This window comes from Lewinella sp. W8 (assembly GCF_004375085.3).
Taxonomy (GTDB): domain Bacteria; phylum Bacteroidota; class Bacteroidia; order Chitinophagales; family Saprospiraceae; genus Neolewinella.
This window is the reverse complement of sequence record NZ_SNAQ03000002.1, coordinates 243,216-263,569: the sequence shown is the minus strand read 5'-3', so window position 1 is coordinate 263,569 and position 20,354 is coordinate 243,216. Positions and strand designations below refer to the sequence as shown.

The window sequence follows — 20,354 nt, the reverse complement described above, 5'->3', positions numbered from 1 at the left end:
TCCCATGACCAAGATCAATACCTCCTACAATCGCCGTTCTTTCTTGAAGTCCATGGCCGTCACCGGAGGCGGCATGGTGCTGGGCTTTAGCTGGCTTTCCGGCTGTCGGCCGGAAGAAACGAAGGTGGCTACCGGACCCGCACTACCCGACAACTGGTACGACGTAAACGCCTACCTGAAGATCGGGGAAAACGGCACGGTGACCATCATGACGCCGAATCCGGAGTTCGGACAAAACATCAAGACCTCCATGCCCATGATCGTCGCCGAAGAGCTGGACGTGGAATGGGAGCAGGTCATCTCTGAGCAAGCACCCCACAACGCCGAAAAGTTTGGCTTCCAGTTTACCGGCGGTAGCCGGGGTATCAGCTCCCGTTGGGAAGGCCTGCGGATGGCCGGCGCTACCGCCCGGCAGATGCTGCGGGAAGCCGCCGCCCAGACCTGGTCGGTACCCGTTGCGGAAGTAACCACGGCCGCCGGCATGCTGTACCACGAAGCCAGCGAACGCTCGGCCGGCTACGGAGAAATGGCCGAACTGGCCGCCACCCTGCCCGTTCCGGAGGAAGTGGACCTGAAAGACATCAAGGACTTTTCCATCATCGGCCATTCCAAGAAGAACGTGGACGCCAAGAAGATCGTCACCGGACAACCCCTCTTCGCCCTCGATCACTACGAAGAGGGTATGCACGTGGCCATGATCGTGCATCCGCCCGCCTTCGGCCAGCGGTACGTGAGCATTAAAAACCTGGATGAAGTCAAATCCATGACGGGCATCCACGACGTTTTTCCGATCAAGACCTACAAGGACGGCTTCGCCAAGGGCGGCTTTGACACCAACGCCTTCCCGGAACTGGTGGCCATCGTCGGTAAAACCACCTGGGAAGTGATGCAGGCCAAACGGGCCATCGAAGTGGAATGGGAACCCTTTGCCGACTACACCGAAACGGTAATGGGCTTCCGGGGAGATACGTCTACCCGCAAAGTGCCCGCCGGACTGGAAAGCACCGCCGCCCACCAAACCGCCATGGAGGAAGCTGCGGCCCGTCCCGGGGAAGTAGTCCGGGAAGACGGCGACCCGAAGGGCGCCTTCGCCCGCGCCAGCCGCGTCATCGAACGCACCTACTCGGCGCCCTTCCTGGCGCACAACTGCATGGAGCCCATCAACTGCTTCGCCAAGGTGGAGAACGGTAAGGTTTGGATTGCCGGACCGCTGCAGGCCCCGGGCCTGATCGAGGGGACCATCGCCGCCAGAATGGACCTTACTCCGGAAGACATCGACATCGAGATGACGCGCATGGGCGGCGGCTTCGGCCGCCGTGCCTACTCCCACTACATGCTCGAAGCGGCCCTGATCGCCCAGCAGGCGGGTGTTCCCGTCAAGCTGATGTACACCCGGGAAGACGACATGACCAACGGCATCTACCGCCCGACCTACCAGGCGACCTACCGGGCAGCCCTGGGCGAGAACAATGAACTGCTGGCCTTCCACGTCAAGGCCGGGGGTATTCCCGAGAGCCCGCTCTTCGCCAATCGGTTCCCCGCGGGGGCCATCGATAACTATCTGGCCGAAGAATGGTCGCTGGATTCCAACATCACCATCGGTGCCTTCCGGGCACCCCGCTCCAACTTCATGGCCGGAGCGGAGCAGTCTTTCCTCGACGAACTGGCCGAAGCGATGGGCAAAGACCCCATTGACTTCCGCCTGGAACTCCTGCAACGCGCCGAAAATGACCCGGTAGGGGAGAACAACGACTACGACGCGGCCCGCTATGCCGGGGTGCTGGAACTGGTACGGGATAAGGCCGGTTGGCGCCAGCCGGCTCCCGGCGTGCACCGGGGGGTGTCTGCCTACTTCTGCCACAATTCTTACGCTGCGCACGTACTGGACCTCACCGTGGAGAACGACCGACCGGTGGTACAGAAAGTTACCTGCGCCATTGATTGCGGGATCGTCGTTAATCCCGACGCGGCCGTCAACATGGCCGAGGGCGGCATCGTGGACGGTATCGGCAACGCCTTCTTCGGGGAGCTGACCTTCACCGACGGTGTGCCGGACAAGCGGAACTTCGACCAGTACCGGATGATCCGGATGGAGGAAGCACCCAAGGCCATCGACGTGCACTTCGTGGAAAGTGACGTCAATCCCACCGGACTTGGCGAACCGCCCTTCCCGCCCATTTTCGGGGCCGTGGCCAATGCGCTGTACAAGGCCACGGGAGAACGCAAGTACCGTCAGCCTTTCCTGGGCTCGGGGAATTTGCCGGGCTAACCTACCCATACACTGGTGAGCTGACCATTGCGTCCGGCATCAGTGGCGTTACTGATCAACTTTGCACCTGCGCTTGCGCCCTCTTTTCCTTCCCTTACGGAATCAGGAGTTTGGTCGTGGGACCGCAGGTGCAAGGATCATCGAAGGGAGCAATCAGCATGTTTGCCGAGGTGCCGGGAGCGTCCGCACTGCCGAACATGGAAGAATGTCCACCCTCTTCGGGACACAAAACACTAAAACCGTATCCGATACCCCACCCGCAGAGAAAACATGCCGGCGCCACCGGCGCGGCCAAGCTCCGGGTTTACGAAACTCCCCCCGAAACTTTGGAAGCGGATACCCCCCGTGAGGGCATGGCCGTTTTTGAGCCCGTACTCTCCGGAAATCTGCCCCAGGAAACCTAATCCGACGCGACGATTCACGTAGTAATTGCCGGGAATCCTGACCGGAGACTGCCCCTCGAAACGATGGCCGTCGCCCCCGCTGCTGAGGTTAAGGGAAGGACCTGCTTCCAGCAATACGCTCAGTCGGCTTTCCTGCATCCGGTAGCCGAGTAGAATTGGGACGTCCAGGCTGTTCACGTTATTGAAGTAGCGGGAGGTCGTCGTGATGGTTTGGGGGACCTCCACGGTCCCCGTTTGTTCCACCCGGGTACCGTCATCGTATTCGATGATGGTGACGACTCCCGTGCGGGTTACGGTGGTTGTTTCGGTGGAGGTAGTTTCAATTTTGGTGTTGAGCTGACTGAAGGAAAGTCCCGTACGGATACTGAGCCCCCTGGCGCGGTGGTGGCCAATCAGCACTTCACCGTTGATGCCCTCCAGTTGGGACTCTCCACTGGATGTATTCATGGTGGGGAGGCCCAAAGCAAGGCTGGGTTCTACGGTCCAGTAGGGCGGGACCCGGAACATCCGTCGGCCTTCCCGCCGAAGTCGTCGCGCTTCGCGACGAGCCAGTCTGGCACTGTGTCTGACCATTTTGGCGGCCAGTCGAGCGGATCGGCGGGCCTCCCGCCGGGCCACCCGGGCCAGGCGCCGTTCTTCGGCGGCAAGTCGTTTGGCCTCCCGGCGAGCCAGTCGGTCATTTGCCCTGGCGAGTCTTCTGGCTTCCCGCTGCGCCAGGCGTTCGTCCCTGGCGGATTGTTTTTCTAACCGCCGATTGTTGAGGGCCAACAACCTGGCTGCTTTGCGTTCGTCCCTGGCCAGCGACCGGGCCAATCGCTGCTCGTTCCGGCTCAATCGCCGGGCTTCCCGCTGGGCCATCCGTTCGTCTCTGGCGAACTGTTTTCTTTGCTGCCGTTCCTCCCGAACCAGTAGCCGGGCTTCTTTACGGTCGGCCTTTAGGGTGGCTTGCGCCAACCGACGTTCTTCTAATGCTAGTCGCTTGGCTTCCCGACTGGCTAGTCGCTCCTCCCGGAGTGCTGCCTTCCGTTGTCGTTTTTCTGCTGCGGCCAGCGCCATTGCCTCCTGGCGGGCGGCTCGCTCGGCAATTCTGGCGAGATGTCGCTCCGCGGCTGCTTCTCGCTGGGCTTCTCGTCGGGCCTGAGCGTCAAGGCGTCGCTGAGCGAGTGCAGCCCGTCGGGCTTCGGCCTCCGCCAGTCGCCGTTCCCGCATCGCCAATCGTGCCTCTTGCCGTTGTCGCCAGGCTTCCTCGGCAAGACGTTTTTGCAGAGCACGAGCTTCCGCGGCGGCTTCCTCGCGTTTCAGTTGTTCCTCGCGGGCGCGTTGTGCTTCTTCGGCGCGCCGCTGATCGAGCGCCCGCTGCTGGGCGAGTGCTTCCCGCCGGGCCTCTTCGGCGGCGATGCGTTCGGCTTCCTCGCGTTTCAGTTGTTCCTCGCGGGCACGTTGTGCTTCCTCGGCGCGCCGTTGCTCGAGCGCCCGCTGCTGGGCGAGTGCTTCCTTCCGGGCCTCTTCGGCGGCGATGCGTTCGGCTTCCTCGCGTTTCAGTTGTTCCTCGCGGGCGCGTTGTGCTTCTTCGGCGCGCTGTTGATCAAGCGCCCGCTGCTGGGCGAGTGCTTCCTGCCGGGCCTCTTCGGCGGCGATGCGTTCGGCTTCCAGGTGTTTTAGTTGTTCTTCGCGGGCGAGTCGCGCTTCCTCGGCACGCGCTCGGTCTAGCGCCCGCTGCTGGGCGAGTGCTTCCCATCGAGCCTCCTCGGCGGCAACGCGTTTGGCCTCCTCTTTCCTTGATAGCTCCGCTTCAGCGATCCGTTTGGCTTCCGCTTTGGCAACGGCCGCCAGCCGGGCTTCCTCCCGGCGACGCTCCCGCTGGAGCTGAGCGGCGCGCCTGGCCGCCGCTCGCTTTGCCCGGGTCTCCAGGGCAAGCTTCTCCTGTTCCGTTTTTCGCCGAAGCTTTTCCGCTTGCCGTTCCGCCCGTGCGGCCTGCCGTTCGCGGCGGGGGCGCTCTTTTTCGGCGGCCAAGCTATCGGCCGCGGCTTTTCTCTCGGCCAGGATGGCGGCGATACGCGCCGAACGGAGCTCCTTTCGTCGGGCAATTTCTGCACGGCGAGCCTCCCGTCCAGTAGCGGCATCCTCCGTGTTCCAATCCTGGTGGGCTCCGGGGACTACGCCCTTGCGGGTGGCCTCCAGAATGTCGGCCGTCCGTGCCCGCTGCTCGGCCTCGGAGTAAACTTTAGATTTTTGGGCGGCAGGTTCTGGTGCGGGTTCCACCCCTTTACTCGTCAGTTTGGCCGGCCTCGCCCGGGTACGAGTAGTGTCCGGAAGGGGGATAGAATCCGTGGCTGAGACCAACGGGCGGGGCGCAACATCCGGGAATGTTGTAGTCCCTCCGAACAAGGAGGTTCCTCCGAAGAGGAGTAGTAGGAGGGTAAATTCCCAGGTCCGGTATCGACTGAGGGCGGTTGGCGGCTGGTCAGGCCGCCAGTCCTTCAGCGGGTTCATAGGTTGATCCGGAAACTGGCCTGGATATTGACGCCAACGATTTCTACGGTCTGGGCCGCATTGTTTTGTAGGTTCATTGTAGTGGAGAAGTTTCCACTAAACTCGTCGCCCGTGGAAGAAACGGAGGTACCCTCCAGGTTGATGGCACCGTCTGGTCTTACGTAGACCCGGCCGTCAGCCAGTTCCTGACCGGGAGCTAGTCGGTAGATGACCACCCGGGCGTCTTCGGCGGAAAAGGCTCCCTCCTGGGGCTCACTGAAGTTGAAAAATACCACGTATTCATCTCCCTTGTGGAGGCCAGCGGCCCGGACCTGCCAGTTGTATGCTTCGTTGTTGGGCCAATAAATGGCCGCCAGTTCCGTAATGCTAATGTCTTCGGCACCGATACTCAGCTCAAACATTTCGTCGTCCTCCAAATCGCCACAAACCACGAAGGATTGAGGCAGGGCATCCTCGGAAGTTCGACGGTAGACGGGAGATGCCGCCCGGAAGTCGCTGGTAAAGGCCTGCACCACCACTTCTCCCTCATCACATTCTACGACGGAGACGACGGTACGTCCTTCTTCGTCCGGGGCGAAGTACTGTCCGTCGTTACCTCCGTAACCCTTTGCCCAGATTTCTACGGGGGCAGCACCGGATACCAGGCCACCTTCACAGTTGACCACGTCGGCGAAGAAGGCCGCGTTGCTGAGATCAATGACGATATCGCCCAGGTCTCGGCTATTATTTGCCGGAACCCCATCCACTTCAACAATAAAGACGTTGCTGGTGTCGCAGGGGTCCTTCACGATGATCGCCAGGGGGGTATCTGCCGCTACGTTGATGCACCATTCTCCGTTACAGTCTACGCGGCTGGCGCCGCAGACCATGCCACCCACCACGTTCACACTAAAGGGCGAGTGCGTAAGGGGGAAGCCTCCGGCATCCAGAAAGCGACCACAAAGTCGGGTGACGGGGTGGGGGATATCCACGTTATACCCACCACTGGCCACGATGAAGACCACGTAGCAACCGGGGGCCAGGGTGGCGACGCCGTCGGGTAACCAGAACCCGTCGGGGTCAAGGAACCAGAAGGGAGCTTCCAGAGGAGCATTGGCTTCGGTGGCGGCCTTAAGGGGCAGCCGTACTTCGGCGGGAGTAGCTTCGTCCAGCACGATGAGCTCTCCCTCGGGGGTTTCCAGGGCGATGTCCATCATGCCGTAGCTTTCCAGTGCAGCCATTTCTCCGTTTTCCAGTTGCGCCAGGGCGTTGATGGGACTGTTGAGCATTTCTTCCTGGTCTTCCGGCGGGTCGTGGTTAACGTACACGTCGATCGGACCATCGTAGGCCTCCCCGTCCTCGGTGGTGGCCACGGTATTTTCCGGCAGGGTCACGGAGAAATTATCCCCGAGGGTGATGGTCCCACCCTCGGCAGGATTGAGGGTGCCGGCCTTTACTTTGGGTTCCAGGACGAAGGTCTCCCGAAGGTCTCCGTCTCCCCCGGGCATGAGGACCCGGGTTTCGGGCCAGTGGCCCGGACTGGTAACCTGTACCACTGTTCCATTCGGATCCAGCATGCCGGAGGGAATGGTGAGGGAACCATCGGGGTTGGGATCGTTGATCTCGCTTAATCCGGTAATGGAGTAGTCCTGCACGCTTTCTCCGCTGGTATTGATGACCACGGAGGTAACGGTGCCCCGCACGACGTTTGGTACGGGTAACTCTCCCGTCGTTACGGAAATGGTCTCGCCGTCTTCGCGACAGCCAGTAAACAGTAGGACAATAAGCAGAAAGGGTAGTAGGTATGGGCGCATGGGCTGGCGAGGTTTAGTATTTTAGGTTGGAGAACAAGAACCACTTAAAAATAGGCGATTCTTGCAATATTGTCCAGTCAACAAAACTCCTCCGCGGATTTTAAGCTCTCCGCTCGAGAAATGTGTCAACGGGCTGACGCTTTACGGGTGGAAGATCAGCCGAATAGGCATCTGGTGCCTCATGATGGACGGTTTACCATCCCTCATTCGTTGGGGTAAAGGGGAATATTTGCGAATGCAGCGGACCCATCAAGGAGTTTTGGTGATAGGTTTTTCGTAGTCATTTCGGTTATTTTTCCCGTTTACATCCCGATTCTACCTACAAGATCACCGCCCGGACCGGATGTGTTAGTGGGAAAGCAAAATTTTTTACCATGCCCGGTGGGGCGTGGGAAATCGGGTTGCGTTCACGGCTCTTTTCGGGTGTACGTTGCACCGGCGCTCCGCGCCCACCTTGTGTGCCGGCTTACTGGTTTTCCTTCAGGCGACTGATCATGGCCTTCATCTGGGCAATCTCCCGCTTCTGCGCCGCAATAATCTCTTCCGCCAGTTTGATGGCTTCCGGGTCTTTAAGCCTGGCCTTTTGACTGACCATGATGGCCGAGCTATGGTGGGGGATCATGGCGCGCATCCAGGCGACGTCACCCACAAAGGTTTGCTGCCGGAGGATGTGGTAAGTTCCAGCTCCCACCAGTAACGCGCCAACGATGATGAGGTAATTGATCCGCTTACTGGGGTACATCTTCCACATAAACAGCAGCATGGAGATGGCCATTGGTGCGATCATAAGGATGGTCATGTAGGTTCTGGTCTGGGCGGTGTAGACGTGGTCGAACTTGTCCACGTTGAGGTACATGACGGCATACATAACGATAAATGAGGTGGCCATCATCAGCCCGAATTTTAGGTAGGGGTTGGATTTATGTTGGGTATTCATAAAGAGCATTTTGCCACCCGGCAATGAAGGCCAGAAGGCGATTGATTAGTCCAGGCTGAAAACCTGGTTCACCGCCATCTCGCAACGGCGGCAAACCATGTTTTCAATGCGTAAGGTTCGGGGTTTCACCCTAGTGGCTGTGTCCGTTCTTTACGTGTTCCTCCTGGTCCACGTAAGCCATGCCACATACGGGGCATTCTCCCGCAGTGTCGCTTCCGCTGCCTTCACAATGCATGGGGCAGACGTAGGCTGAGGTGTACTCCTTGCCCTTACCGTGCGGGGCAGCGGTGGTCGTTTCCGTCGTGGTTTCGGTCGTGTCGGTCTCCGCTGCGGGAGCATCGCTACAACTGACGATGGCAAAGGACAGGAGGAATAAGCAGGCAATAAAATAGTGGGTAAAGCGCATCTTAAAGCAAGTTTGGTGGCCACCCCGTAGGACGGCCGGTTAAATGAATGTGATGATTAGAGTTCATCGGTAACCAGTCCGCACTTAAGCATCAGGTCACCGAAATAGGGATTGCGAATTTGGGTTTCGTTGCTGATCCAGTCGGCCCCCGTATTGTTGAAGGCCATCGGACAATGCTGTACGTAATAGTCTCCACTCACGCCGAAGGCCGTGAGGGCCTTGATGAGAGCCCGGGAGAGATAGTCGAACTGCTCCCGCTGCCCCGCTACCTCCGGGTTTTCCAGGAGTAGTTTTGCGTGGCTGTCCAGCGCTTCCCGCTGCTGGCTCCAGTAGTCACGGGCATCACCGGTGAGCAAATCCCCGTCCACCGCCTCCAGGGCAGTTAGCAGGGAGGTGATGAGGGCCGCGTCAGCGGTGGCCGTAGCCACGAGGCGGTCCTTGAGGGGCAGGTAGGCTTCCACGACGCGGCCCAATTGATTCCGGAGTTTTTCCGGGCTGTTTTCCCGAAAGTCGGGAATGGCCTCAGCCACGGCCTCGGGCGCCGGCCGGCCGGCAATCAGGACGTCACGGTTCATCATGCTGGCCTTGTTGTTCAATTGCGCGGCGGCGTCAATCTGGAAAGCCCCTTCCATCACCACCCGGTCTCCGGAGGCCAGCCCGGACCGCACGCGGTACTGGTCTCCGACGCGGTCCCCCAGGGTGACTTCTCGGAATTCGTAGGTCGGGACTTCCGTATCCGGTAACGCTACGTAGACCACGGACCGCTCCCCGGTCCACAGCACGGCGCTGCGCGGGACGCGTAAGTCCTCCTCCGTGTCCTCTTGCCGGGCGGGGGAAGTGATGATGGTTCCTTCCACGAACATGTCCGGTTTCAGCCGTCCGTTTCGGTTGATGACTTCCGCCCGCACGGCTGCCGTGCGGGTAGCCGGGTCAATGGCCGGATCCACGAAGGTGATCCGGGCAGAAAAGTTTTGCCCCGGCAGTGCGGGCACCGAGAAATTCACCCGGTCACCAACGGAGATGCTGGCCAGATCCGCCTCGTAGGCATCGAGCAGCACCCACAGCCGACTCAGGTTGGTGTAGGTATACAGCGAGCCGCCGGCGGGTAAATACTGGCCCACCTCCGCCTTGGTTTCGAGGATGGTCCCCGAATTATCGGCGTAGATCGGAAAGTCCCGGATGACCTGGCCGGTTGTTTCGAGGGTGGTAATTTGTTCCTCCGTCACTCCGAGGTTGCGCAGTTTGGTGCGGGCGGCGGAGACGAGGTCCGGGTTCAGGTCCCGGAATTGCCGGGCCTGCAGGAATTCTTCCTGCGCAACGACCAGGTCGGGAGCATATACCGTGGCGATCCGCTGACCCGCCCGCACGGGTTCGCCGCTGAAGGAGACGTTGAGCCGCTCGATGCGTCCGCCAAATTCCGTGACTTCCACGGCGGTGGTCCGCTCATCGACGGCCAGCTTCCCCGTGAGGGTCAGGGACGCACTGGACTGACCACCCTCCGTCGAGTCTCCGCCGTTCCCGACCCGGACCGTGCGGACCCTGGCCAACGCTACGGCCGCTTCGGTCATGGTCATCACCGCCGGATCGGTATTGTTGCCCACTTCCAGCGGGATCAAGTCCATTCCGCAAAGCGGACAATCACCGGGGCCGTCCTGCTGAATCTGTGGGTGCATTGAGCACGTCCAGATTTCCGCACCCCCCGTCTCGTGAGCGGAGTGATCGTGCGCCTGGGTTGCCGGCGGCGGCACGGAGGCTGATCCGCCAAACAGAAAGTATCCGGCAGCCAGGCCTAGCCCCAGGGCCGCGATCAGAAGGAGAACAGTTCGCGTATTCATATTTATTGGTTGTACAGCAGGCGATTGATCGCCGCGTCTTGTAAAAGAATAGTGGTGCGGGCCATGACGGCCTGGTGTTGGTACTGGATCGACTGATATTCCAACCGTAAGAGCTCGTCGAGGGGGCGTTTCCCGTTGGCAAACTCACTTCTGGCGATCGTCAAACTGGCCGCCAGGGTCCGGTTCTGTTCTTCGAGGAAGAGCAATTCGCCGGCCGCCTCGTCAATGGACACCAGAGCCCGGCGGATTTCGGCACGAAGCTCATCTTCGGTGGACTGCCTGCGGGCCTCCAGAGCTTCCATCCGGATCTCTTCCTCCTGGCGGCGGGCCGAGTATTTTTCTTTGGAGAGGGGGATTCTGACCATGGCCCGTGGTAGGAGGATGTCCCGGCCGTTGCCGGGAGGATCCAGGTCGCTTCTTCGGCCAACGGCGATGTAGTCGAGACCGATGCCAAAATCGGGGCGTTGCTCCAGCGCACTCAGCGCGATGGCCGAGCGGCTGGCCTCCCGTTGCCACGCAAAAATCCGCAGGGACGGATGGTCGCTTAAATCGGGGTCGTCGTTGGCCAGATCCGGGGCATACTCCAGAATCTGTGCCACCCGGTTTACCGGGTCGAGAGACGGACTGATCTGGACGTCTGGTGGTCGGCTCAGCAGACCATTGATCGTGGCCATTTCCCGCTGTCCGGCCTGGGAAAACTCCTCCAGTTGTCGCTCCAGTTGTCGGCGTTCCATTTGGAGGCGGTAAACGTCCACCGAGCTGCCCCGGCCACTTTCCAGTCGACTGAGGGCCAGCGCCTCGAGGCCGTCAAAGAGATCGAGGTTTTCCCGTAAAACCTCCGCGCGGGCCGCTTTGTCGGCCAATCGATAATAGGCCGTTTCCAGCCGATACATCAGCATGAGCTGGCGGGCGGCGACCTTTTCCAGCAGGGGGCGAGCGCGGGCGTCGGCTACGGCGGCCATGGCCGCCAGTTTTCCCGGCCAGGGCAACATCTGGGAGGCGCCCACCCGAAATCGCTGGGGCCCCGTCCGCGTTTCGACCGGCAGGATGAAAAACCCGGCCCCGAGCTCCAGGTCGGGAAGCTGGCTGACCTGGGATGATTGCTGGAGCGCGGCCCGGTAGTCAAGTTCCAGTGCCCTGATTTCCGGATTGTTCTGCCGGAGCATTGCCCGCAGCGTATCCAGGGGTTGGGCGCAAGCGCAGGTGCAAAAAAAGCTGGCCAACAGCAGGCAAAAGAGGTGCTTAATTGTCATGATCTGGGTCTTTTGGGGTGAGGCGAATTTTCCATTCCTCGCGGAGGCTCCACAAGACGGGAACCGTAAACATGGTCACTACCTGCAGGGCCATGCCGCCAAAACTGGGGATGGCCATGGGTACCATGATTTCGGCGCCCCGACCGGTAGCGGTCAGTACGGGCAGCAGCGCCAGGATGGTGGTGGCGGTGGTCATCATGGCCGGGCGGACCCGACGGAGGCCGCCCTCAACGACGGCCTCCCGTACTTCCGTGATGGTCCGGGGGGTGTTCCGGCGGAAGCTGTCGCGGAGAAAGGTGGCCACCAAAACGCCGTCATCGGTGGCGATGCCGAAGAGGGCCAGAAAACCCACCCAGACCGCCACGCTCAGGTTAACCGTCTGCATCTGGAAGAGATCGCGCAGGTTGGTGCCAAAGAAGTTGAAGTCCAGAAAGCCGGGATTCCCGTAGCCCCCGAGGAGAAGAAATCCTCCCGAGAAGGCTACGAACACCCCACTGAACACCATGAGGGCCGTGGATACTGATTTGAACTGGAAGTAGAGAATGATGAAGATGAGGCCCAGGGCAATGGGAACGACGAGGGCCAGCCGCTCACTGGCCCGTACCTGTTGTTCATAATTCCCCGCAAAGCGGTAACTGACCCCCTGGGGAATGTTCAGGGCGCCCGCCTGGGTCCTTTCTTCCAAAAACTTTCGGGCATTTTCTACCACCTCAACTTCGGCAAATCCCTCCTCCCGGTCGAAGAGGACGTAGCCCACCAGAAAGCCATCCTCGGATTTGATGGACTGCGGTCCCTGTTCATATCGGACCTCGATGAGTTCTCCCAACCGAATCTGTCCGCTGCGGGTGGGGATCAGGATGTTGCGGATGGCTTCCGGCTCATCCCGTAGCTCCCGGGGATAGCGCAGGCGAACGGCGTAGCGTTCGCGCCCTTCGACGGTGGTGGTCATGGTCATACCGCCCACGGCGGCCATGATCTGTTGCTGTACCTCCGTTACCCTCAGTCCGTAGCGGGCGATGGCCGCTCGCTTGATGTCCAGGAGCAGGTAGGGTTTCCCGACGATGCGATCGGCGAAGACGGCAGCAGCCTTTACCCCGGGCACCTCCTTGAGCTCCCGTTCGAGGTCGAGCCCGAAGGATTCGATGGTTTTCAAGTCCGGTCCCCGGACCTTGATGCCCATCGGTGCCCGCATGCCCGTTTGTAACATGACCAGGCGGGTTTCGATGGGTTGTAGTTTCGGGGCGGAAGTGACTCCGGGTAACTGAGCGACGCTGACGATCTCGTTCCAGATGTCGTCGGGAGATTTGATGTGGTCCCGCCACTGTCGGAAGTACTGGCCATTGTCGTCCGGAATAAGGTCCTTCGCCGGGTCGATGCGGGCATCGGATCCGACGGCTTGTCCGGAGGGCGTCAGGAAATTTCCTTCCCGGTCTACCCGAAACCGCAGGCGGCGTCCGTTGGCGTCGGTGGCGTATTCGGGTTTGTAGAGGATGACGTTTTCGTACATGGATAGCGGAGCGGGATCGAGGGCGCTATTGACCCTGCCGGCCTTGCCGACCACCGTTTCGACTTCGGGAATGGTGGTTACGGCCATGTCCAGGAGGCGCAGGTTTCGACGATTTTCTTCGATACCTGCGTGGGGCATGCTGGTGGGCATCAGCAGGAAGGCACCCTCTCCGAGGGTGGGCATGAATTCTTCCCCCAGCCCCCGGTAGGTGTGGTAGCCGGCGTAGAGCAATAGTCCTACCAGGAGGAGGAAAAGCAATTTTACCCGGAGCAGGAACCGCAGAATGTGATCGTAGAAGTGAATCATCAGCCAGAAGAAGGCCAGCAATCCGCCCGCCACTACCACTACGAAGAGGAAGTTTTTGCCTACGCCCGGGGTAACTCCGAGGGGGAGCCAGTAGCCAGCCAGTAGCCAGGCAAGGACTCCGGCGATCAGGAGGTTGATTATCGTTTGCATCCACGGCCCCCGCAGGAACTTCACGGCACCTGCGCTGCGTCGCCCACTAATCTCTTCTTCGGTTTTTCGCCCAAGAATACCCCTGATGACTCCGTAGCTGCCCGCGAGGATGGCCACGGCGGCCAACCACCAGGCCACGTAGAAGGCGGCAAAAATGCCCCCGACGACCAGCAAGGCGTTCAGTCCTGTTTTTTTCCGCCAGTCGTTCCGATCCCACCCCAATACCGTGTGGGCCACGGCGGGAATGATGGCCAGGGCGACCAGGATGGCGGCGATCAACGCAAAGGTCTTGGTGAAGGCCAGGGGGCGGAACAGTTTTCCCTCGGCGGCTTCCATGGTGAATACCGGCAGGAAGCTGATGATGGTGGTGGCCACCGCCGTCAGCACCGCGGATCCTACTTCCATGGTGGCCGCGAAAATGCTTTCCAGGCGCGTTTCGCCGTCCGGAGGGTCCTGCAATCGATAGACCATGCTCTCGGCCAGGACAATCCCGACGTCAACCATGGTGCCAATCGCAATGGCAATGCCGGAAAGCGCCACGATATTGGCGTCAACGCCCAGGTACCGCATGGCGATGAAGCACATCAGCACGGCGACCGGTAAGGTGCCGGCCACCAGCAGCGAAGAGCGGAGGTTGAACAGGAGCAGAATGACGACAATGGCGGTGATGAGAATCTCCAGCGTCAGCGCTTCTTCGAGGGTGCCGATGGTCTCCCGGATCAACTCCGAACGGTCATAAAAGGGGACGACGGTCACCTGGCTGAGCGTACTGTCTCCACTGACGGGGTCAAAGACCATTCTTTTCGGTAATCCGGGAGCGAGTTCGTTGACCTTTTCCTTCACGCTGTTGATCACCGCCAAGGGGTTGGCGCCATAACGAGCAACCACGACGCCCCCGACGGCTTCGGCGCCGGATTTATCGAGAATGCCACGGCGGGCGGCGGGGCCGGTCGTGACGCGGGCTACGTCGCGGAGGTAAACGGGCACGTTGTTACGTTCACTCACCACGGTAAGCTCCAGGTCATCCAGGTTCTGAAGGTAACCGAGGCCGCGGACGAAATATTCGGTGAGGTTGATTTCCAGCGTGGCGGCGCCTACGTCCAGGTTAGACCCCCGAATGGCCTCCATCACCTGCCCGAGGGAAAGGCCGTGAATCCGGAGCTGATCCGGGTCGACGTCCACCTGATATTCCCGGACAAACCCGCCGATACTGGCGACTTCGCTGACGCCATCAGCCGCGCTGAGGCCGTAGCGGACGTAAAAGTCCTGGATACTCCGCAGTTCCTCGAGTCCCCAGCCCCCGACGGGCTCACCATCCGGAGAGCGACCTTCGAGCGTGTACCAGAAAACCTGTCCCAGGGCGGTCGCGTCGGGGCCGAGGGTGGGGGCGACATTGGCGGGCAGCAAGCCAGGAGGAAGTGCGTTGAGCTTTTCCAGGATCCTGCTACGGGACCAGTAAAATTCTACCTCCTCTTCGAAGATCAGGTAGATACTGGAAAAACCGAACATCGAGTTGGAACGGACGGATTTGACGCCGGGAATTCCCAGTAGGGTAGCGGTAAGGGGATAGGTGATCTGGTCTTCTACATCCTGGGGAGACTGGCCCGGCCAGCTCGTAAAAACGATTTGCTGGTTTTCACCGATGTCGGGAATGGCGTCGACGGAAACGGGGTCGCGGGGGAGACCGGCGAGGGAAAAGTCAAAGGGGGCGGTGGCCAGGCCCCAGCCCACAAAAAGGACCAGGAGTAACCAGACCACTAGTTTGTTCTCGAGGAAAAAACGGACGAAACCTTGAAGCATAAAGGAAAGGCTTAACGGAAATCACAAAAGCCCCAGACCATTACAGGAAAGGGGAGACGGAGCGTCTGGTGACGTCGTTAAAGCCGGAATACTTGAAAGTCGACGCGGTGGTCGCGGGCCAGCGGAGGCGGCCGATAGACTTCGAAATTCGGGGTTTTCCCGTGGAGGGGAAGTGCCCGGTAAGGGAGGGAAATGTTCGGCAGCAGATCGGCGAGCGGAGGGGTAATTGCGGGAAAGTCCGCCGCACTGATCGTTTCCTGGGCTTCGGTCTGCCAAAACTCATGCTCGTCGTCGCAGCAGCCCTTTTTTTCGTCGGAGGGCTTCTCATCCGCTGCTGGTGGATGCAGCGGGCAGTGCTTTCGCTGCTGATTTTGGTGGCACTTTTCGGCCTGGGAGAAGACGGCAAAGGACTTTAATTCTCCCCGGCAGAAATGCCGGTTCACGGGGATACCTACCGATCCAAAAAAGACCAGGGACGCCAGGAGAATATTGAAAAATCGTATTGCCATACGTAGTTGGGTCACTAAAGATACGCTGTGATTGGGTTTTTTGTTGCGGGTACTCAAGTTCACTTCCTACTTAATAAGCTTGCAGTTGTTTTCTTTGCTACCACCATAATCACTGATTAATGTTCCGTTTCCTCAGCCTCTCCTTCCTCCTTGGCCTCCTTTTTCTATCTACCAGCCTGTCGGCCCAGGAGGCCCATCGACGCTGGCGAAAAATGAACCAGATCCGTCAGGATAAATTTGACCTGGTGTTGCCCGAGGTCATGCGGGAGAACGACATTGATATGTGGATCGTCATGTGTCGGGAGGGTAGTTTTGACCCGCTGTATCCGGATCTGGGCGAGGGGTACGTGGCGTCCACTGGGTACTACGTTTTCACGGATCGTGGAGAAGGCCGCATTGAACGCGCGGCGTTGGGTATCAGTGGCTACTTGCTGGAGGAGGGAAATACTTACGACTATTTCGGCTCCGACCTGGAGTTGAAAGCCTATGTGGAAGAGCGTGATCCGCAGCGCATTGGCCTGAACTATTCCCGGCACATTGGCGGAGCGGATGGACTTTCCCATTCGGGCTACCTGGAACTTACGGAAGTGTTGGGCGAAAAATATGCGGCCCGATTTGTGTCCGCAGAAAAACTGGTTTCGGATTTTCGTTCCCGTCGGGTGGCCAGTGAGGTGGCGGTGTACGGAGAAGCCTGTGAGTTGGCGTATACCATTGCGGAACGCGCCCTGTCCAACGAGGTCATTACGCCCGGCGTGACGACGCTGGAAGACGTTGCGTGGTGGATGAAGGAACAACTCTTTCGGCACAACCTCGCCTCTTCGTTCGGGATGCCTTCCGTTTACGTAACCGGGGTGCGGGGCATCCTGGCGACTTCCAGTGACCGCATCATTCAGCGGGGTGACGTACTCTTCATCGATTGGGGGGTGGGACTGATGAACATGTACACGGACATGAAGCGGATGGCCTACGTGCTGCGGGAGGGGGAAACCAGCGTCCCTCCCGGCATTCAGAATGCCTTTGACCAGGCGGTTCGGGTGCGGCGAATCATCAAGGAAACGATTAAGCCGGGAGTGACGGCGAAGGAAGCCGAAGAGGCCGTCTACGCCGCCCTGACGGCGGCGGGTTTCAACAAGATGAAGGGCTTTAACCAGTTTACGGACGGGGACGTGACCGACGTGATCATCGGTTGCCACTCCGTCGGAAACTGGGGACACGGGGTAGGGCCCTCGATTGCCTTCTTTAATCCCGTGCGGTTGGGGTACGAAATTAGGCCCACGAATTTGCTGTCGATCGAGTTGTTTGCCTACACGCGTCTGCCGGAGTGGGGCGGGAAAAAACTTCGGGTGGCGTTGGAGGATGACGCCATCGTCACGGAGCGTGGGGTGGAGTGGATTTATCCGGTGAATCCGCGGGTGCAGGTGATAAAGTGATGAGGAGGTGAGGACGCTTTGCGTCCGCCATGCTTGCGGGGAAGCATACGGGCTTGAATGTTGGTTTTGCTACCCTCCTGTTTTAAATTATGCTTCGGGATTTTGGGTCGACGCATAGCGTCTTGACCATTGTGGTGGCGACGCTGCGCGTCCGCCATGCTTGCGGGGAAGCATACGGGCTTGAATGCTGGTTTTGCTACCCTCCTGTTTTAGATTATACTTCGGGATTTTGGTCGACGCATAGCGTCTTGACCAGGGTGGAGAGAGCTTGTTTTAAATAATTTATTATTTATAAGTTAATTTAAAATTAATTGTTTATTTTCCTGCATGGAAAGTAAGTATTCCAGGGTTCCACATTGGGACATTGGTCTTATGCCAGTGCACATCACCTATCGGCTTGAGGGTTCTCTGCCTAAGGAGATTGTAAGCAGAATTCGGGCCGATTTTTTAGCGAAAAAGAAGAAGCTGGCCTTTGAAGTTGAACGGCAATCTGATGTATTACATTCTGGACTTTATTCCAACGAAAAAGCAAAGGTCATGGCCCAGTTTGAATGGGAAATCGACGAGGCGCTTCATCATACTAAGCAAGGCCCCTTTCATTTAGAGCATCCTCAATTGGCACAGATTGTAATCGACTCGTGGAAATTTCTGCATCTACAAAAAGACATTTATCTGTATGCTGTTTGTGTAATGAGTAACCATGTTCACGTAATTGTAAGTACGCCTCCAGGGAAGGAATCCGTAGACATTGGAGGATTAATGAATCGGCACAAAGCCCATACTTCAAGGGAGTGCAACAAAATTTTGGGGAAAACAGGGACTCGGTTCTGGGAACACTTTTACTTTGATCGGGTGATTCGGAAAGGGAAATTCATCAGGGTGATGTGGTATGTACTCAATAATCCGGTAAAAGCAGGCTTGGTTGCTGATTGGAGGAATTGGAACGGAACTTATCTAAATCCTGATTACGACTTGCTTTTCCGGACGGGCAGAGTCATGAAATGATGAAGATTGTGTTTCGGGATTTTGGGTCGACGCATAGCGTCTTGACCATTGTGGTGGCGACGCTGTGCGTCCGCCATGCTTGCGGGGAAGCATACGGGCTTGAAAGCTGGTTTTGCTACCTTCCTGTTTTAGATTATGCTGCGGGATTTTGGGCCGACGCATAGCGTCTTGACCATTGTGGTGGCGACGCTGCGCGTCCGCCAGTCTTGCGGGGAAGCATACGAGCTTGAATGCTGGTTTTGCTACCCTCCTGTTTTAGATTATGCTTCGGGATTTTGGGTCGACGCATAGCGTCTTGACCATTGTGGTGGCGACGCTGCGCGTCCGCCAGTCTTGCGGGGAAGCATACGAGCTTGAATGCTGGTTTTGCTACCCTCCTGTTTTAGATTATGCTTCGGGATTTTGGGTCGACGCATAGCGTCTTGACCATTGTGGTGGCGACGCTGCGCGTCCGCCATGCTTGCGGGGAAGCATACGGGCTTGAATGCTGGTTTTGCTACCTTCCTGCTTTAGATTATGCTTCGGGATTTTGGGTCGACGCATAGCGTCTTGACCATTGTGGTGGCGACGCTGCGCGTCCGCCAGGCTTGCGGGGAAGCATATGGGCTTGAATGCTGGTTTTGCTACTCTCCTGTTTGAGGTTATGTTTCGGGATTTTAGGTCGACGCATAGCGTCTTAACCATTGTGCGCTTAATTCCGATAGTCCAGCGGAGGCTCCCGATCACCTAGCAGGGCTTCATATTTGAAGTCGGCGCCCCGGCGGCGGTTAAGTTCTTGTTGGGCCCTGGTGCAGAGTTCGGGATTGGTAAACAGATCGATGCCGGTCAGGGTAAGCGTCTTGGCGGCCACCATCATGCCCTTGGTGCCGATGCTGGTGCCGCCGGCCGCCACGGCCTGCCAGGAGTGGGGTGGGGTACCGGGCACCCAGGTGGCGGTGCGCAGACCAGCAGTGGGCACCGTCCAGCTGACGTCCCCTACGTCCGTGGAGGCCGGATAGGCCTTTTCGGGCATGCGGAACCCCTGGACTTCTCCGGCGGAGGTTAGGGGCTTTCTTCGGGCCTCCGGTAGGGTCTCCACGATGGCCTCGGCAAAGGCCTGCTCTTCGGGGTCGTAGGTGATGCCGCCCACTTTTTCCAAATTGGCGTGCATGACCCGGGCCAGGGTCTCGTTGGGCATGAGGTTAAAGGAACCGTGTATGACTTCGTACTCCATGGTGGTTCCGGTGCCGAGGGCGGCGCCTTCAGCGGCTTTGACCACGCGCTCGAAGATGCTGCGCACATCCCGCATTTGGGGGTGCCGGACGTAGTAGAATACTTCGGCGAAGGCGGGCACAACGTTGGGTGCTTCGCCGCCACTGGTGATGACGTAGTGGATACGGGTGCTTTCCGGTACGTGCTCCCGCATGAGGTTGACCATGTAGTTCATGGCTTCCACCCCATCGAGGGCGGACCGCCCGGACTCCGGTGCAGCGGCGGCATGAGAGGCGGCCCCGTAGAAGCGAAACTTAGCCGACTTGTTCGATAAGGAGGTACCGGCGTCGGCGGAGTTGCCATCGGACGGATGCCACTGGATCACGGCATCCACCTCGTCAAACAGTCCGGCGCGTACCATGTATACCTTTCCCGCGCCACCTTCTTCGGCGGGCGTGCCGAATAGTTTGATGGTGCCGGACCCACCATTGGCTTCCAGCCATTCTTTGAGGCTGATGGCCGCTGCGGTGGAGGCGGCCCCGAACAGGTGATGCCCGCAGGCATGACCGGCCGAACTGCCCGGTCGGGGCCGGGGCTCGGGCACGGCCTCTTGAGAAACACCGGGGAGGGCATCAAACTCCGCCAGTAACCCGATGACGGGTTTACCTGAACCGTAGCTTGCGACGAAGGCAGTAGGAATATCCGCTACCCCCGCTTCTACGGAAAATCCGGCAGCGCGCAGTTTTTCCTGTAAGAGGGCCGAAGACTTTTCTTCCTGATAGCCTACCTCAGCGTACTCCCAAATGGTGTGCGCCAGGGTGCCGTAGGCTGCTGACCGTTGGTCCAGGCGGTTGAGGATTTCCTGAGGAGATATCTTTTGGGCTTCCAGGGTAGTTGTGACCAGAGATAAGCAGATGGCGAAGAGTAAGTAGCGCATTGAAGAGAGGTTTGTCAGAGGGAGAACTTACCGGTAAAGAACGTAAATATGTAGAAGTACGACCAAAGTGGTCCGGAACAACGCAATTCATTGCTCCGAAAGCCCGGAGCGATCAGTATTGAGCATCTG

At 59.0% G+C, this 20,354-nt stretch carries 12 protein-coding genes; 3 read left to right on the top strand and 9 right to left on the bottom strand.

Going from position 1 to position 20,354, the window contains the following annotated elements; translation table 11 throughout:
* Positions 1-4: 4 nt before the first annotated feature.
* The gene (locus E1J53_RS03555; protein ID WP_134271541.1) at positions 5-2,269 is read left to right on the top strand and encodes a xanthine dehydrogenase family protein molybdopterin-binding subunit; all 2,265 of its coding nucleotides are present in this window, start codon (positions 5-7) and stop codon (positions 2,267-2,269) included.
* 233 nt (positions 2,270-2,502) lie between these two features.
* Here E1J53_RS03555 and E1J53_RS03550 read toward each other — a convergent pair whose 3' ends face one another.
* From E1J53_RS03550 to E1J53_RS03515, 8 genes are all read right to left on the bottom strand, one after another.
* On the bottom strand, positions 2,503-5,166 hold the full coding sequence (locus E1J53_RS03550; protein ID WP_134271542.1) for a hypothetical protein: 2,664 nt from the start codon (positions 5,164-5,166) through the stop codon (positions 2,503-2,505).
* Positions 5,163-6,959: a hypothetical protein gene (locus E1J53_RS03545; RefSeq protein ID WP_134271543.1), complete on the bottom strand. Its 1,797-nt coding sequence runs from the start codon at positions 6,957-6,959 to the stop codon at positions 5,163-5,165. The genes E1J53_RS03550 and E1J53_RS03545 overlap by 4 nt, the downstream gene beginning before the upstream one ends.
* A 466-nt stretch (positions 6,960-7,425) precedes the next feature.
* On the bottom strand, positions 7,426-7,896 hold the full coding sequence (locus E1J53_RS03540) for a DUF305 domain-containing protein (protein ID WP_134271544.1): 471 nt from the start codon (positions 7,894-7,896) through the stop codon (positions 7,426-7,428).
* A gap of 130 nt (positions 7,897-8,026) precedes the next feature.
* On the bottom strand, positions 8,027-8,302 hold the full coding sequence (locus E1J53_RS03535) for a heavy metal-binding domain-containing protein (RefSeq protein ID WP_134271545.1): 276 nt from the start codon (positions 8,300-8,302) through the stop codon (positions 8,027-8,029).
* Positions 8,303-8,358: 56 nt separating this feature from the next.
* Complete coding sequence (locus E1J53_RS03530; RefSeq protein ID WP_134271546.1) at positions 8,359-10,137, bottom strand: efflux RND transporter periplasmic adaptor subunit; 1,779 nt, start codon at positions 10,135-10,137, stop codon at positions 8,359-8,361.
* A 2-nt stretch (positions 10,138-10,139) separates the two neighbouring features.
* Complete coding sequence (locus tag E1J53_RS03525) at positions 10,140-11,390, bottom strand: TolC family protein (protein ID WP_134271547.1); 1,251 nt, start codon at positions 11,388-11,390, stop codon at positions 10,140-10,142.
* Positions 11,380-15,153: an efflux RND transporter permease subunit gene (locus E1J53_RS03520; RefSeq protein ID WP_134271548.1), complete on the bottom strand. Its 3,774-nt coding sequence runs from the start codon at positions 15,151-15,153 to the stop codon at positions 11,380-11,382. The genes E1J53_RS03525 and E1J53_RS03520 overlap by 11 nt, the downstream gene beginning before the upstream one ends.
* A gap of 77 nt (positions 15,154-15,230) precedes the next feature.
* Positions 15,231-15,662 (bottom strand): hypothetical protein, encoded by a 432-nt coding sequence (locus E1J53_RS03515; RefSeq protein WP_134271549.1) that lies wholly within the window; start codon positions 15,660-15,662, stop codon positions 15,231-15,233.
* Positions 15,663-15,781: 119 nt separating this feature from the next.
* Between E1J53_RS03515 and E1J53_RS03510 the strand changes: the two genes are divergently transcribed.
* Together E1J53_RS03510 and E1J53_RS03505 are read left to right on the top strand one after the other, a co-directional pair.
* Entirely contained in the window at positions 15,782-17,092 is a 1,311-nt protein-coding gene (locus tag E1J53_RS03510) for a Xaa-Pro peptidase family protein (protein WP_134271550.1), read from the top strand.
* A gap of 327 nt (positions 17,093-17,419) precedes the next feature.
* A complete protein-coding gene (locus E1J53_RS03505; RefSeq protein WP_134271551.1) occupies positions 17,420-18,097 on the top strand; it encodes a transposase in 678 nt (225 codons plus the stop codon).
* Positions 18,098-18,788: 691 nt separating this feature from the next.
* Here the strand turns inward: E1J53_RS03505 and E1J53_RS03500 are convergent.
* Positions 18,789-20,225, bottom strand: a complete 1,437-nt coding sequence (locus E1J53_RS03500; protein WP_134271552.1) for an amidohydrolase — start codon at positions 20,223-20,225, stop codon at positions 18,789-18,791.
* Positions 20,226-20,354: the final 129 nt, after the last annotated feature.

Coding starts and splice junctions, on each gene's coding strand:
- E1J53_RS03540 (WP_134271544.1), bottom strand. CDS start 7,896: ATGAATACCCAACATAAATCCAACCCCTACCTAAAATTCGGGCTGATG.
- E1J53_RS03530 (WP_134271546.1), bottom strand. CDS start 10,137: ATGAATACGCGAACTGTTCTCCTTCTGATCGCGGCCCTGGGGCTAGGC.
- E1J53_RS03555 (WP_134271541.1), top strand. CDS start 5: ATGACCAAGATCAATACCTCCTACAATCGCCGTTCTTTCTTGAAGTCC.
- E1J53_RS03500 (WP_134271552.1), bottom strand. CDS start 20,225: ATGCGCTACTTACTCTTCGCCATCTGCTTATCTCTGGTCACAACTACC.
- E1J53_RS03545 (WP_134271543.1), bottom strand. CDS start 6,959: ATGCGCCCATACCTACTACCCTTTCTGCTTATTGTCCTACTGTTTACT.
- E1J53_RS03505 (WP_134271551.1), top strand. CDS start 17,420: ATGGAAAGTAAGTATTCCAGGGTTCCACATTGGGACATTGGTCTTATG.
- E1J53_RS03510 (WP_134271550.1), top strand. CDS start 15,782: ATGTTCCGTTTCCTCAGCCTCTCCTTCCTCCTTGGCCTCCTTTTTCTA.
- E1J53_RS03525 (WP_134271547.1), bottom strand. CDS start 11,390: ATGACAATTAAGCACCTCTTTTGCCTGCTGTTGGCCAGCTTTTTTTGC.
- E1J53_RS03515 (WP_134271549.1), bottom strand. CDS start 15,662: ATGGCAATACGATTTTTCAATATTCTCCTGGCGTCCCTGGTCTTTTTT.
- E1J53_RS03520 (WP_134271548.1), bottom strand. CDS start 15,153: ATGCTTCAAGGTTTCGTCCGTTTTTTCCTCGAGAACAAACTAGTGGTC.
- E1J53_RS03535 (WP_134271545.1), bottom strand. CDS start 8,302: ATGCGCTTTACCCACTATTTTATTGCCTGCTTATTCCTCCTGTCCTTT.
- E1J53_RS03550 (WP_134271542.1), bottom strand. CDS start 5,166: ATGAACCCGCTGAAGGACTGGCGGCCTGACCAGCCGCCAACCGCCCTC.